A 13,693-nucleotide genomic window follows, 5' to 3' on the forward strand; every position below is an offset into this window, starting at 1 on the left:
CGCCACCCCCGGTGACATCGGGCCGAGCCGACCAGGCACCCTGGTGGCATGACCGAGGAACGGCGCACGCCGGAAGGGCTGCGCTACGGCTGGACGACGGGCGCGTGCGCCACAGCGGCGACGACGGCCGCCTACACCGCGCTGCTCACCGGCGAGTTCCCCGACCCGGTCACCATCACCCTCCCCAAAGGGCAGACACCTGCCTTCGCCCTGGCCGTGGAGGACCTCGACCCGGGCAGCGCCATGGCGGGCGTGGTCAAGGACGCGGGCGATGACCCGGACGTCACCCACGGTGCGCTGATCCGCTCCACCGTGCGGCACGGGCCGCCAGGTAGCGGAGTGACGTTCGTCGCGGGACCGGGCGTCGGCACGGTCACGAAGGCCGGGCTGCCGCTGGCTGTCGGCGAGCCCGCGATCAACCCGGTGCCGCGCACGCTCATGCGCGACCACGTCGCTGTGGTCGCGGCGCTGCACGGCGGGACCGGTGATGTCGTGGTCGAGATCTCGGTCGACCGTGGGGAGGAACTTGCCCGCAAGACGTGGAACCCGCGGCTGGGAATCCTTGGCGGCCTGTCGATTCTGGGCACCACCGGCGTCGTCGTCCCGTACTCCTGCTCGGCGTGGATCGACAGCATCCGCCGCGGCATCGACGTCGCCCGCGCGGCCGGGTACCGGCATGTGGCTGGGTGCACCGGTTCGACGTCGGAGCGCACGGTCATGGAGCTCTACGGCCTGCCCGAGGACGCCCTGCTCGACATGGGCGACTTCGCCGGCGCGGTGCTCAAGTACCTGCGCCGCCATCCCGTGCCCAAGCTGACGATCGCGGGCGGTTTCGCGAAGCTGTCGAAGCTCGCGGACGGCCACCTCGACCTGCACTCCGCCCGCTCCCAGGTCAACCTCGCCGCGCTCGCCCGCACAGCGGTGGAGGCGGGCGGGGACAGCGAACTGGCCGAACGCATCCTCGGTGCCAACACCGCGCTCGAAGCTCTCACTCTGGCTCAGGCCAAGGGAATCCCGCTGGGCGACGCCGTCGCCGAGGGCGCCAAGCGCACTGCCGTGGAAGTCCTGCGAGGTGCCGAGGTGGCGGTCGACGTGGTCGCGATCGACCGGGCAGGCACGATCGTGGGCCGCGCTCACTGACGCTCGCGCGCGGCCGAGTACAGGTGGCTGTCGCAGAAACCCTCCGCCGCCAACACCCGGCCGACGATGATCACCGCCGTGCGCTTGATCCCCGATTCCCGGACGCGACCCGCGATATCCGACAGCGTGCCGCGCAAGATCACCTCATCCGCACGCGACGCATAGGCCACCACCGCGACCGGACACAGTGGACCGTAGTTCGGCACGAGTTCCGCCACGACCTCATCGATGCGTTGCACGGCAAGGTGCAGCACCATCGTCGCCCGGCTGCGGCCGAGGGTGTCGAGGTCCTCGCCCTCGGGCATCGGGGTGGCGCGGGCCGACGTGCGGGTCAGCACGACCGTCTGGCCGACGCCCGGGACGGTCAGCTCCGTGCGCAGGGACGCTGCCGCCGCGGCGAAGGCGGGTACGCCCGGGGTGATGTCGTACGGGATCGCGGCCGCGTCAAGCCTGCGAACCTGTTCGGCCATCGCGCTGAACACCGACGGGTCGCCGGAGTGCAGCCGGGCTATGTCGTGGCCCTCCGCGTGTGCGGCGGTGATCTCGGCGATGATCTCGTCGAGGGTCAGGTTCGCCGTGTCGACCTTGCGCGCGCCCGGCGGACACAGGTCGAGCAGTTCGTCGGGCACCAGCGCGCCCGCGTACAGACAGACCGGCGACTCGGCGATGATCCGCTGCCCGCGCACGGTGATCAGGTCCGCCGCACCCGGGCCTGCCCCGATGAAGTGCACAGTCATGTGTCCTCCTTCCGCACGGTCCACTGCGTGACCGGCAACATCGGCCGCCAGGCGGTGAACCCGCCCAACGGCGCGGCCCGGCTGATCGCCAGCCGGATCAGCTCGCCGCCGAGGTCGGCCCGCCACCGGGTGACGTGCGCCTCGGACTCCAGCGTCACGGCGTTGACCACCAGCCGTCCACCCGGCTTCAACGCCGCCCAGCCCGCCGCGATCACGCCCTCGACCGTCACCCCGCCGCCGACGAACACCGCGTCCGGCTCGGGCAGGTCGGCCAGCGCGTCCGGCGCGGACCCCACCACTACCCGCAGCCCCGGGACGCCGAGCCGGGCGGCGTTGCGGTTGATGCGTTCGGCCCGGTCGTCGCGCGGCTCGACCGCGATGGCCCGGCACGACGGGTGGCTGCGCATCCACTCGATGCCGATGCTGCCGGACCCGCCGCCGATGTCCCACAGCAACTGCCCGGGCTCCGGGCCCAGCGCGGCGATGGTGACCGCGCGGATCTCCCGTTTGGTGATCTGGCCGTCGTGCTCATAGACGTCGTCGGGCAGGCCCGGGCTTCGCGGCAGCCGCCGGGCGTCGGCACTGGCCACGCACTCGACGGCGACGATGTTCAGCGCGCCGACCTCGGCCGACCAGCCGTCGGCGATGCCGGTGTCGACTCGCTCCCCCGGCCCGCCCACGTCGCTCAGCACGGTCATGACGCTCTCGCCGAAGCCGCGCGCGGTCAGCAGGGAGGCGACGGCGGCCGGGGTCGAGGCGTTCTCGCTGAGAACCAGCACCCGGACGCCGGGGTGGATCACCGAGTGCAGCCGGGCGACCGGTCGGGCCACCGCGCTGACGATCTCCGCGTCCTCCAGCGCCCAGCCCAGCCGCGCGCACGCCAGCGACGCCGAGGACGGGTGCGGCAGGACGCGGACGTCGGTGAACCGGCTCAACGTGGTCCCGATGCCGTAGAACACCGGGTCGCCACTGGCCAGCACGCACACGTCCCGGCCGCGGTGGGAGTCGAGGAAGCCGGGGATCGCGGGCAGCAGCGGCGACGGCCACTCGACCTGCTCCGCCTTGACCTCGTCAGGCAGCAGCCCCAGCTGACGCGCGCCGCCGACGACCACGTCGGCCCTGGCCAACGCGTCGCGGGCCGGGTCGGTCAATCCCGCCCAGCCGTCCGCACCGATGCCCACCACTGTCACCACAAGCCAAGACGTTAACCGACGGGTAGTCGAGATCCACGCCACGTGGCTTGGCCACCGCATCCCCATCTGCGACGATGTGACCGACCAAGCAGGGTGAGCGAGGAAACCGGTGCGAATCCGGTGCGGTCCCGCCACTGTCACCGGGGAGCGCCACTCCCCCGCGCGCCACCGGGGCACCCGCCCTGGGAAGGCCGGAGCGGCGCGGCGATCCGGGAGCCAGGACACTCCAACCCTGCCAAGACCGACCCGGGCGCGGACCCGGAGTGAGGATCATGGCGTGCTGCCAGTCATCCCTGTTGTGCCGTCTGTCTCTGCTGTGCTGTCCTCCCCTGTGCCGTCCTCCCCTGTGTGCCGATGAGCGGCTACCCGTTCTCCGCCGTCGTCGGCCACGACGATCTCCGCCTCGCCCTGCTGCTCAACTCGGTGCACCCCGGGATCGGCGGCGTGCTGGTCCGGGGCGAGAAGGGCACGGCGAAGTCGACCATCGTGCGCGCGCTGGCCGCCCTGCTGCCGGAGGCGTCGGTCGTCGCGGGCTGCCGGTTCAGCTGCGACCCCGAGCGGCCCGACCCGCACTGCCCGGACGGCCCGCACACCGACACAGACGATGACACCCGGCAGGCGCGGCTGGTCGAGTTGCCGGTCGGCGCGACCGAGGACCGGCTGATCGGATCGCTCGACCTGGAGCGCGCCCTGACCGAGGGCGTCCGCGCCTACCAGCCGGGTCTGCTCGCCGCCGCGCACCGCGGTGTCCTCTACGTCGACGAGGTCAACCTGCTCCACGACCACCTGGTCGACCTGCTGCTCGACGCCGCCGCCATGGGCCGCGCGCACGTCGAGCGCGAAGGCGTGTCGGTCTCGCACGCGGCGTCGTTCCTGCTGGTCGGCACCATGAATCCGGAGGAAGGCGAGCTGCGTCCGCAGCTGCTCGACCGGTTCGGGCTCACCGTCGAGGTGCGTGCCTCGCGGGACGTGCCGACGCGCACCGAGGTCATCCGCCGCAGGCTCGCGTTCGAAGCCGACCCGGCCGGGTTCGCCGAGCGCTGGTCCGACGCGGACGCCGAGCTGGCGACCAGGATCGTCGCGGCCCGCAAGGCGCTGCCCGAGGTGTCGCTGCCCGACTCCGAGCTGCGTCGCATCGCCGCCGTCTGCGCCGCGTTCGACGTCGACGGCATGCGCGCCGACCTGGTGCTCGCCCGCACCGCCGTGGCCCACGCCGCATGGCGGGGCGCGGAGCGGGTCGACGAGTCCGATGTGGAGGTCGCCGCCCGGTTGGCACTGCCGCACCGGCGCAGGCGCGACCCGTTCGACGAACCCGGCATCGAGCAGGACCAACTCGACCAAGCGCTCAAAGATGCCGCCGAGGAAGCCGATCGCGAACCGGACCCTGATCCCGGACCCGACGGTCCTGGCGGTGGCGTGCCTGAGCCAGGTGAAGGACCGAGTGGGCCGTCGCAAGGTCCGCAGAACGCTGAAGCGCCGCCAACGCCCTCCGGCGGTCAGGCCCCGGCGACACCGGACCCGGCGTTCCGGGCCCGGCAGCTGGAGATCGCCGGTGTCGGCGAAGGCGCACCCGGCCGCCGATCCCGATCGCGGGCAGGCTCCGGACGGGCCTTGAGGGCGTCGACCTCACAGGGCTCCGGCATCCACCTCGTCGGCACCCTGACCGCCGCCGCGCCCTACCAGCGCGACCGTGGCCGCACTGGCGCCGGACTGATCGTGCGGTCCGGCGACGTGCGCAAAGCCGTGCGGGAAGGCCGGGAGAGCAACCTGGTCCTGTTCCTGGTCGACGCGTCCGGCTCGATGGCCGCCCGCAAGCGGATGTCCGCGGTGACCGGTGCCGTCGTCTCCCTGCTGCGCGACGCCTACCAGCGCCGCGACAAGGTCGGACTGGTCACCTTCCGCGGGTCGTCCGCTGAGCTGGCGCTGCCGCCGACGTCGTCGGTCGAAGCGGCCGTGGCCCGGCTGCGCGACCTGCGCACCGGCGGTCGCACCCCGCTGGCCGACGGACTGCTCCGCGCCCGCAAAACCCTTGCCGTGGAACGCCTTCGCGACCCGCGCAGGCGCGCGCTCCTGGTCGTGGTGACCGACGGCCGGGCCACCGTGGCCGTCTCGCGCGACGCTGTCGGCGACGCGATGCGGGCCGCGGCGATGATCGCCGCCGAAGGCACGGCGAGCGTCGTCGTCGACTGTGAGAGCGGCCCGGTCCGGCTCGGCCTGGCGGGCAAGCTGACCGCCGCGCTAGGCGGCACCGGCCTTCGTCTGGAAGAACTGTCGGCGGACTCGGTGGCGGGCGTGGTTCGCGCCGCCCGCGCCGCGTAAAGGGAGAGAAACCGATGCCACAAGGCAAACCCGAAGTCGTCCCCGACGACGGCCGGACCACCCGGCAGCGCCGCAACCGGCCGCTGGTCGTGGTCCACACCGGCGAGATGAAGGGCAAGTCGACCGCCGCGTTCGGCCTCGCGCTGCGCGGGTGGAACCAGGGCTGGTCGATCGGGGTGTTCCAGTTCGTGAAATCGGCGAAGTGGCGCGTCGGCGAGGAGTCCGCGTTTTTGGCGCTGGGCAAGGTGCACGAGGAGACCGGCGAGGGCGGGCCGGTCGAGTGGCACAAGATGGGTTCGGGCTGGTCGTGGTCGCGCAAACAGGGCAACGACGACGACCACGCCGAGGCCGCCCGTGAGGGCTGGGCGGAGATCAAGCGCCGGCTCGCTGAGGAGACCCACGGGCTTTACGTGCTCGACGAGTTCACCTACCCGCTCAAGTGGGGCTGGATCGACGTCGACGACGTCGTCGAGACGTTGGCGAACCGACCGGGCCACCAGCACGTGGTGATCACCGGCCGCGACGCGCCGCAGTCCCTTATGGACGCCGCTGACCTGGTGACGCACATGACCAAGGTCAAGCACCCGATGGACGCGGGACAGAAGGGCCAGAAGGGCATCGAGTGGTAGCCAGGCTGGTCATCGCCGCGCCCGGTTCGGGCTGCGGCAAGACCACGATCGCCACCGGACTCATGGCCGCGCTGCGCAGGCGTGGGCACACCGTGGCCCCGTTCAAGGTCGGCCCCGACTACATCGACCCCGGCTACCACACGCTGGCGGGCGGCAGACCGGGTCGCAACCTCGATCCCGTGCTCGTCGGCGAACACCGCGTCGGGCCGATGTTCCGCCATGGCGCGCTGGGCGCGGACATCGCGGTGGTCGAGGGCGTGATGGGCCTGTTCGACGGGCGCATCGGCCACCAGGTCGCGGCGGGCGGGTTCGGCTCGACCGCGCACGTCGCCGAGCTGATCGACGCGCCGGTGGTGCTGGTGGTCGACACCCGCGGCCAAAGCACGAGCCTGGCCGCGCTGCTGCACGGTTTCCGGTCCTACCGCGCGGGTGTGCGGATGGCCGGGGTCGTGCTCAACCAGGTCGGCTCCGACCGGCACGACCAGGTGCTGCGTGAGGCCTGCGCCGATGTCGGGCTGCCGGTGCTGGGTTCGGTGCGGCGCGCGATCGAAGTGGATGTCCCGTCACGGCACCTCGGTCTGATCCCCGCGGTCGAACACGGTGCCGCGGCGATGCGCGCGGTCGAGGCGATGGCCGACCTGATCGACACCTCGGTGGACCTCGACGCCGTCGTGCGGCTCGCCCGGTCGGCGTCCCACTTCCCCGGCCCCGTCTGGGATCCGGTCGAGGAAGTCGAGGTCGTACCGGGTCGCCCGGTGATCGCGGTCGCCGGTGGCCCGGCCTTCACCTTCGGCTACGCCGAACACGTGGAGCTGCTCCGGGCGACCGGCGCGGAGATCGCGGTGGTCGACCCGCTCCGGGACGAGAGCCTGCCCGCGGGCACGAAGGGCTTGGTGCTGCCCGGTGGCTTCCCCGAACAGCACGCCGAGGCGTTGTCAGCCAATGAGAAGCTCCGCGAGGACGTGCGCGCGCTGGCCGAGTCGGGCGCCCCGATCCACGCCGAGTGCGGCGGACTGCTCTACCTGGTGTCCGAACTGGACGGCAAACCCATGTGTGGTGTCCTGCACGCGACGGCCGCCATGACCGCGCGCCTGACCCTCGGCTACCGCGACGCCGTCTCGATGGCACCGTCGCCACTACGCCCCGAGGGCAGGCGCGTGACCGGCCACGAGTTCCACCGCACGATCACCACCCCAGTCCACGGCACCACCCCGGCCTGGGCTTGGCGCGACCACGACGGCACGACCCGCCGCGAAGGCTTCATCCAAGCCAACATCCACGCCTCCTACCTACACACCCACCCCGCCGGCGACCCCACCGCCATCACCACCTTCGCCACCGCCACCTGACGCGAGTCGCCCCTCCCGGCAAGTGAGTCGCCCCTCCCGGCAAGTGAGTTCGACATTGAGACAACTCGAATGTCGAACTCGTTCGCTGGGAGGGGCGACTCGTTTGCCTGGCGGGGCGACTCGCGTCAGGTGCGGCGGAGGCTTCGGGTCATGAGGCTGGCGAACGTGAGGCCGATTGCTGCCCAGAGGACGGCGGAGGTGCCTAGGGAGGCGATGCGGAAGTTCCAGATGAGGTCGGCGGGGAAGCCGGCGGGGATCTCCTGGAACGTGGGCAAGAGCTTTGCCACCGTCGTCACCACGACCACGTACCCGAGCACGGACACCGCGGTGGCGGTGAAGCCGCCGAGCCTCGGGGTCAGCGATCGGGCGAGCACCGTCCCGGCGATCACCAGCACCACGGAGATGCCGATCATCGCGAAGAACAGGGCGGTGCGGTCGCCGATGGTGTCGGCGCTGCCGACGGCGGGCGGGTTCGCCGGGTACGTCAGGAATGGCACGAGCACCACCGCGACGTAACCGATGCCCGCCACCGCCAGCGCGGTGGAACCCGGGGTGCGGGTGCCGATCCGGCCGTAGGCGAACGCGAAGGCCAGGCCGAACAACCCGCCCAGGCCGAGTCCGAAGACGACGGCGCCGATGCCCAGGCCGACCGTGGACTGGAAGGCCCGTGTGAAGCCCTCTTCCTCCTCGGCGGCCGGTTCACCTGCGTGGCTGTGCCCGTCGGAGTGCGCGGGCGTGCCCGCTTCCTCGATGGCGATGGCACGGTCGACCGAGGGCTCGCCGAACGCGGCGGCGAACCCGAACGCCAGGAGCCCGCCGACCAGACCGGCCAGCAGACCCCAGATCAACACTGATCGGACGGTGAGCGCGCCGGACGCGCTCTCCGGGCTGATCCCGGCCGTCACAGCGTCAACGTCAGTGCCGGTCAGTGGCACGGGAAGCCCAGCAGGTGACGCGCGTCGTGGACGAGTTCGTGGACAGAGGTGCCCTCGAAGATCGCCAGCGCTCCCTGCTCGGCTCCGACGAAGTACATGGCGAGCAGGGACAGAACACCCACGAAGATCGCGTACGGCAGGGTCTGCCGAATCGGGATGCTCAGCGGGATCGGGGTGGGGTTCGCGACGGCATGCGTCATGAGATCCTCCTCGGGGCTTCACGCGGCCCAGTCAGTGGAGCGGGACGATGGTGGAGGGTCTGACTTCGGCTCCGGGTGCTCCGGGACCGATCACAGTGGCGCGGCCGTGCCGGATTCTCACCGGCTTCCTTCTACCATCAGGGTCGACTCTGAAAAGTATTGGAGCCGGGCTGGCACTGTCAACGCGGCCGTTCGGACGGTGGGATATCTCATGAGCGCGACGTTGACCGTGGTCAGCCATGCCGCGACCGCGGCCACCCGAATGGCCGCGTTTCCCCGCGACGAACCGGTCGAACGGTCGCTCGACGTAGCCGGACCGGGTCGAGTGGACTGCGCTTCGCGCGGGCCTGAGACGCGCTGCGCGCAGACCGCCGCGGCGCTCGGGGTGACGGCCGAGATCGACGACCGGCTGCGCGACTGCGACTACGGGCGCTGGCGAGGCCGGACGCTCGACGAGGTCGCGGGCGCCGAACCCGACGAGGTCGCCCGCTGGCTCACCGACCCGAAGGCCGCGCCGCACGGCGGCGAGTCCATTGTGGACTTGCTGACCCGGGTCGCGGACTGGCTCGACGATCTTCAGCCGGGCCGCCGGATCGTCGCCGTCACGCACCCGGCCGTCGTCAAGGCGATGATCGTGACCACTCTTGGCGCCGATCCGCCGGCGTTCTGGCGAATCGACGTGGCACCATTGTCGCGCGCGGTTTTCCGCGGCGGTCCACACCGCTGGAATTTGCGCTGGATTACCACCAGCGAATTGCCGGAATGACTCGCGAACATTTCCGAATACCAGCCGAACCGCTCAAAAGAATCAAGGGACTACGCCACCCGGCCTACGGAACGTAGCAAATCGTGATCGAGTCGACGCCGACCGTCACGATCCGTGAGGAGATCACGAGCTAGACGATCTCTAGGGTGGCAATTAACCGATAGCTCCGCGTGACTTCCGCTCTTGCGCACAGCGCCGAATGGGGCCACGGTAGTACCGACGAAAAGACTCGATCGCGTGAAATTCGACGTATCAATGTTTCACCCGCGCGAGCGGACACGATCCCTCCGCGGTTGCAGGCGCCAAGGGACGCACGGGCGAAAGCGGTGGGCGGTGTTGAAGACAGGGGCGGAGAGCGGGCGTGGCCAAGAGGGCAGCCGCGCGGACACGCCGCCCCGCCCATCCGCCAGATCCACCGACCCGATCGTGCACGAGCTGATCTACCTGGCCGCCGCCGCGAAGGTGTCGCAGGACCGGGTCCGCCACCTCCTCGACGCCGTGCTCTCGGTCGGCAGCGACCTGTCCCTGCGCAATGTCATGCGGCGCATCGTCGTCGCGGGCTGTGAGCTGGTCGGCGCCCGCTACGGCGCGCTGGCCGCCCTCGGCCCGAGCGGTGAGGTCGTCGAGTTCACCCATACGGGTATCGATGCCGCGACCGAGGCCGCCATCGGCGCGCTGCCCTCGGGCGAAGGCGTCCTCGGCCTGGTGATCGACGCGACCGGCCCGGTCCGCCTCAACAACGTTCCCGCCCACCCGGCCGCCGCGGGCTTCCCGGAGCACCACCCCCGGATGGGCTCCTTCATCGGCGTCCCCATCCGGGCCAGGGGCGTGACCCTCGGCGCGCTGTACCTGGCCGATAAGGTCGGCGACGAGGTGTTCGACGAGGAGGACGACGAGGTCCTCGGCGCGCTGGCCGCCGCGGCGGGCCTGGCGATCGAGAACGCCCGGATGTACCAGGCCAGCCACCGGCGCGAGCAGTGGCTGCGAGCGACCAACGAGGTCACCTCGGTGCTGCGCACCGGACCGGAGACCGCCGAGGGGCTGCGGCTGGTGGCGGCCCGCGCCAGGTCGGTGCCCGACGCCGCCATCGCCGCCATCTGCGTGCCCGACGGACCCGAGTTCCTGGCGGTCCGCGCGGGCGACGGGGCACTGGCGCCGGCGTTCCACGGCCTGCGCATCCCGATCGTCGACAGCATCACCGGCGACGTGTTCAGCACCGGGCGCGGCCGGATGATCGAACAGCTCGGCAAGGCCGCGTTCGCCCGGTCCGCCCACACCTTCCAGCGGATTCCCGGGCCGATCGCCGACCTTGGGCCCGCGATGTTCGTCCCGCTGCGCACCGGCCCGCACCCGATGGGGGTGCTGATTGTCGCGAAGTACCTGGGCGCCGCGCCGTTCGACGACGACGACCTGGGCATGATCGAGAACTACGCCGGGCACGCCGCCCAGGCGATGGAGTTCGCCGAGGCGCAGCAGGACCGGCAGCGGCTGGCGCTGTTCGAGGAGCGCGACCGCATCGCGCGCGACCTGCACGACCTGGTGATCCAGCGGCTGTTCGCGGTCGGCATCGGCATCCAGGGTCTGTGCCGGGGGCTCAACGACCAGCCCGTCGTCGACCGGCTCAACACCTATGTCGCCGACATCGACCAGACGATCCGGGAGATCCGCCGCAGCATCTTCTCGCTGCAGGAGCCCGCGAACGGCCCGTACAGCCTGCGTGGGGAGATCCTCCGGACCATCTCCGACGCGACGGTCTCATTGGGCTACGAACCCACCGTCCGGCTCGAGGGACCGCTCGACTCGGTGGTGCCGCCCGACGCCCACGGCGATCTGATCGCGACCCTGCGCGAGTCCCTGTCCAACGTGGTGCGCCACGCGCACGCCTTCGGTGTGCAGGTCACGGTGGCCGTCGACCGGCGGGCCACCCGGCTGGAACTGCTGGTCCAGGACGACGGTGTCGGGCTGCCGACGGACCTGCCGTATCGCAGCGGCTTGGCCAACATGGCCCAGCGGGCGCACCACTGGGGCGGCCAGTGCGACTTCGAGATCCCGGCACGGGGCGGCACCCGCGTGTGCTGGACCGTGCCGCTGCCCAGGCATGCCGCAGCCGACCCGGATGAGGAGACCTGATCCATGACCATCTCGGTGTTCGTGCTCGACGACCATGAAGTCGTCCGTCGGGGCCTGCGGCAACTCCTCGACGCCGAACCGGACATCACCGTGGTGGGCGAGGCGGCCAGCGCCGCCCAGGCCTTGGCCCGGGTGCCCGCGCTGCGGCCGCAGGTCGCGATCCTCGACGTCCGGCTGCCCGACGGCGAAGGCGTCAGTGTGTGCCGGGACCTGCGGTCCTCGATCGTCCCGCCGCCGGCGTGCCTGATGCTGACGTCGTTCTCCGACGACGAGGCCCTGTTCGGCGCGATCATGGCGGGCGCGGCCGGGTACATGCTCAAGCAGGTCAGCGGCAACGACCTGGTCGCCGCGGTGCGCACGCTGGCGGGCGGCGGCTCGCTGCTCGACGCCGGGGTCACCGCGACCGTGCTCGACCGGCTGCGCAGCGGCCGCGGCGAGGACCCGCGCTACAGCACGCTGAGCCCGCAGGAGCGCAAGATCCTCGACCTGATCGCCCTGGGCATGACCAACCGGCAGATCGCGGGACAGCTCTACCTGGCCGAGAAGACCGTGAAGAACTACGTCTCGACCTTGCTGCACAAGCTCGGCTTCGACCGCCGCACCGAGGCCGCCGTCTACGCGACCCGGCTGCAGAACACCCGGACCCCAGCGCGCCCCGCGAGTGACAATCGCGCATAGTCACCAAGCTGGGTGGTAAACGCCGAGGTCGGCGTGTCGAATCCACCAGTAGAACTACCGCAGGTAGCGTCGGAGCCGTCCAAGTCTTACCGCGCAACGAATCCCAGTCACAAGGGATTCAGGCGGAAGGGGTGACGGTCATGCCGAACACGCTTGTCCCGCTCCCCGCACCCGAGCCGGGTCGCACGCCCCACGTCTGCCTGGTCGCGGGCGACGCGCACGCCGCGGTCAAGATCGCCCCGGTGGCGGCGGCGATGCGCCGTAGCGCCCGGGTCCGCCCCATCGTGATCTCCTGCGGCGACCAGACCGAGGAGGTCGGCGAGGCGCTGGCGGCCTTCGACATCGTCCCCAGCCTGGTCGTCGAGTCCACTCTGGACGGCCACACGACACAGGGCGCCGCTTGGCTGCTCAACGCGCTCGACCGCGTCTACGCCGATCTGGCTCCCGACGCGGTCTTCGTCCAGGGCGACAACGCCATCGCGTTCAGTGCGGCCATGGCGGCGTTCTGGCGCCGGATCCCGGTGGTCCACCTCGACGCGGGCGTGCGCTCACACGACCTGACCGCACCATTCCCCCAGGAAGGCCACCGGCGGCTGATCGCCCAGATCAGCTCCCTACACCTGGCCGCGACCGCCGACGCCGCCGCGAACCTGGCCTGCGAGGCACACGGCGGCCCGAAGGTCGTCACGGTCGGCAGCACGGCGGTGGACGCGGGCTTCGGCGCCATCGAACGCCACCACGAACACGCCGACGACCGTGTCCGAGCGCTGGAGGAGGCCGTCCTCCACGGCGGCAGCCGATTGGTGCTCGTCTCCCTCGACTCCACCCGCTGGAGCCAGGACGACCTGGCCGCGGCGCTGCACGGCATCGCTGATCTCGTGCTGGCCACCCCGGACCTGGAAGTGGTGCTCCCCGCCGCATACGAAAGCGAACTACGCCTGGTGGCCGACGACGTACTCGGCAGACTGGTGCGGGTGACGATCATCGACCCGGTGGACCACCCCGACCAGGTATGCCTGCTCTCAATCGCGGCGGCGGTGGTAACGGACTCGGACGTGCTCGCCGAACAGGCCCCCAGCTTCGGTGTGCCCGCGCTCGTGTTGGTCGGCGGCGTGGGCGTGTGGGCCGAGCCGGAGCGGCCCGGCTACCCATGGACCGCCACCCCAGAACGCGCAATAGTGGCTCGCATCGCGGAAAAGCTGGTACTGAGCCAAGTCGAGCGGCTCGCGGTCCCGCCGGCGAACAACCCTTTCGGCGACGGCTTCGCGGCAGTTCGCTGCGAGCAGGCGGTCGAATGGCTCCTAGGCCTACGATCCCGCCCACGCGAATTCACTGTGTAATGGCGCCGGCTCCGCCGGCGCGGCTCGGTCGCTGTGACATGGCGCCCGGGGGCGCGGCTCGGCCGCTGTGACATGGCGCCCGGGGGCGCGGCTCGGTCGCTTTTGTGGTGACGTTTCGGGGGTCCCGCACGAACACTGCCAACTTCGATGGCGTGTTCGTGCGGGACCCCCGAAACGTCACCGCGACCGAGCGACACCCCCAGCCCGCTAACGCAAGGGGCCAGCACCACCGGCCCGTTTGGGTGGTTCGCCTTGATTCGGGGTGACATGGACCTAA

At 71.3% G+C, this 13,693-nt stretch carries 12 protein-coding genes and 1 riboswitch; of the genes, 8 read left to right on the forward strand and 4 right to left on the reverse strand.

Features of this window, described 5'->3' with window-relative positions; all coding sequences use genetic code 11:
- Positions 1 to 48: 48 nt before the first annotated feature.
- On the forward strand, positions 49 to 1,140 hold the full coding sequence (locus ACUZ2Y_RS07005) for a cobalt-precorrin-5B (C(1))-methyltransferase (RefSeq protein ID WP_476328095.1): 1,092 nt from the start codon (positions 49 to 51) through the stop codon (positions 1,138 to 1,140).
- Here ACUZ2Y_RS07005 and cobM read toward each other — a convergent pair.
- Both cobM and cbiE read right to left on the reverse strand, forming a co-directional pair.
- Positions 1,134 to 1,877: a precorrin-4 C(11)-methyltransferase gene (cobM, locus tag ACUZ2Y_RS07010; RefSeq protein ID WP_476328097.1), complete on the reverse strand. Its 744-nt coding sequence runs from the start codon at positions 1,875 to 1,877 to the stop codon at positions 1,134 to 1,136. The genes ACUZ2Y_RS07005 and cobM overlap by 7 nt on opposite strands.
- Positions 1,874 to 3,070: a precorrin-6y C5,15-methyltransferase (decarboxylating) subunit CbiE gene (gene cbiE, locus ACUZ2Y_RS07015; RefSeq protein ID WP_476328099.1), complete on the reverse strand. Its 1,197-nt coding sequence runs from the start codon at positions 3,068 to 3,070 to the stop codon at positions 1,874 to 1,876. The genes cobM and cbiE overlap by 4 nt, the downstream gene beginning before the upstream one ends.
- A gap of 100 nt (positions 3,071 to 3,170) precedes the next feature.
- Positions 3,171 to 3,296, forward strand: a riboswitch (cobalamin riboswitch).
- 128 nt (positions 3,297 to 3,424) lie between these two features.
- On the opposite strand from cbiE, the gene ACUZ2Y_RS07020 reads away from it, so the two are divergent.
- The 3 genes from ACUZ2Y_RS07020 to ACUZ2Y_RS07030 are packed head-to-tail and all read left to right on the forward strand — an operon-like array spanning position 3,425 to position 7,367.
- The gene (locus tag ACUZ2Y_RS07020) at positions 3,425 to 5,389 is read left to right on the forward strand and encodes a putative cobaltochelatase (RefSeq protein ID WP_476328101.1); all 1,965 of its coding nucleotides are present in this window, start codon (positions 3,425 to 3,427) and stop codon (positions 5,387 to 5,389) included.
- Positions 5,390 to 5,403: 14 nt separating this feature from the next.
- Positions 5,404 to 6,018, forward strand: coding sequence for a cob(I)yrinic acid a,c-diamide adenosyltransferase (gene cobO, locus ACUZ2Y_RS07025; protein WP_476328103.1), 615 nt, complete (start codon positions 5,404 to 5,406; stop codon positions 6,016 to 6,018).
- Positions 6,012 to 7,367, forward strand: a complete 1,356-nt coding sequence (locus ACUZ2Y_RS07030) for a cobyrinate a,c-diamide synthase (protein ID WP_476328105.1) — start codon at positions 6,012 to 6,014, stop codon at positions 7,365 to 7,367. The genes cobO and ACUZ2Y_RS07030 overlap by 7 nt, the downstream gene beginning before the upstream one ends.
- A 125-nt stretch (positions 7,368 to 7,492) precedes the next feature.
- Here ACUZ2Y_RS07030 and ACUZ2Y_RS07035 read toward each other — a convergent pair whose 3' ends face one another.
- On the reverse strand, positions 7,493 to 8,272 hold the full coding sequence (locus ACUZ2Y_RS07035; protein ID WP_476328107.1) for a CbtA family protein: 780 nt from the start codon (positions 8,270 to 8,272) through the stop codon (positions 7,493 to 7,495).
- A gap of 20 nt (positions 8,273 to 8,292) precedes the next feature.
- Positions 8,293 to 8,502: a CbtB domain-containing protein gene (locus ACUZ2Y_RS07040; protein ID WP_091382376.1), complete on the reverse strand. Its 210-nt coding sequence runs from the start codon at positions 8,500 to 8,502 to the stop codon at positions 8,293 to 8,295.
- 211 nt (positions 8,503 to 8,713) lie between these two features.
- On the opposite strand from ACUZ2Y_RS07040, the gene ACUZ2Y_RS07045 reads away from it, so the two are divergent.
- The 4 genes from ACUZ2Y_RS07045 (at position 8,714) to ACUZ2Y_RS07060 (ending at position 13,416) form a co-directional block, all read left to right on the forward strand.
- On the forward strand, positions 8,714 to 9,268 hold the full coding sequence (locus tag ACUZ2Y_RS07045) for a histidine phosphatase family protein (RefSeq protein WP_476328109.1): 555 nt from the start codon (positions 8,714 to 8,716) through the stop codon (positions 9,266 to 9,268).
- Between the two features lie 333 nt (positions 9,269 to 9,601).
- Complete coding sequence (locus ACUZ2Y_RS07050) at positions 9,602 to 11,398, forward strand: GAF domain-containing sensor histidine kinase (protein ID WP_476328111.1); 1,797 nt, start codon at positions 9,602 to 9,604, stop codon at positions 11,396 to 11,398.
- Positions 11,399 to 11,401: 3 nt separating this feature from the next.
- Positions 11,402 to 12,076: a response regulator gene (locus tag ACUZ2Y_RS07055; RefSeq protein WP_476328113.1), complete on the forward strand. Its 675-nt coding sequence runs from the start codon at positions 11,402 to 11,404 to the stop codon at positions 12,074 to 12,076.
- Positions 12,077 to 12,216: 140 nt separating this feature from the next.
- Positions 12,217 to 13,416 (forward strand): UDP-N-acetylglucosamine 2-epimerase, encoded by a 1,200-nt coding sequence (locus ACUZ2Y_RS07060; RefSeq protein ID WP_476328115.1) that lies wholly within the window; start codon positions 12,217 to 12,219, stop codon positions 13,414 to 13,416.
- Positions 13,417 to 13,693 lie beyond the last annotated feature (277 nt).

The sequence above is a fragment of the Actinokineospora sp. UV203 genome, from assembly GCF_056323665.1.

Excerpts from the sequence above, each read along its gene's own strand:
- ACUZ2Y_RS07005 (WP_476328095.1), top strand. The coding sequence starts at position 49 with ATGACCGAGGAACGGCGCACGCCGGAAGGGCTGCGCTACGGCTGGACG.
- cobM (WP_476328097.1), bottom strand. The coding sequence starts at position 1,877 with ATGACTGTGCACTTCATCGGGGCAGGCCCGGGTGCGGCGGACCTGATC.
- ACUZ2Y_RS07020 (WP_476328101.1), top strand. The coding sequence starts at position 3,425 with ATGAGCGGCTACCCGTTCTCCGCCGTCGTCGGCCACGACGATCTCCGC.
- cobO (WP_476328103.1), top strand. The coding sequence starts at position 5,404 with ATGCCACAAGGCAAACCCGAAGTCGTCCCCGACGACGGCCGGACCACC.
- ACUZ2Y_RS07040 (WP_091382376.1), bottom strand. The coding sequence starts at position 8,502 with ATGACGCATGCCGTCGCGAACCCCACCCCGATCCCGCTGAGCATCCCG.
- ACUZ2Y_RS07045 (WP_476328109.1), top strand. The coding sequence starts at position 8,714 with ATGAGCGCGACGTTGACCGTGGTCAGCCATGCCGCGACCGCGGCCACC.
- ACUZ2Y_RS07055 (WP_476328113.1), top strand. The coding sequence starts at position 11,402 with ATGACCATCTCGGTGTTCGTGCTCGACGACCATGAAGTCGTCCGTCGG.
- ACUZ2Y_RS07060 (WP_476328115.1), top strand. The coding sequence starts at position 12,217 with ATGCCGAACACGCTTGTCCCGCTCCCCGCACCCGAGCCGGGTCGCACG.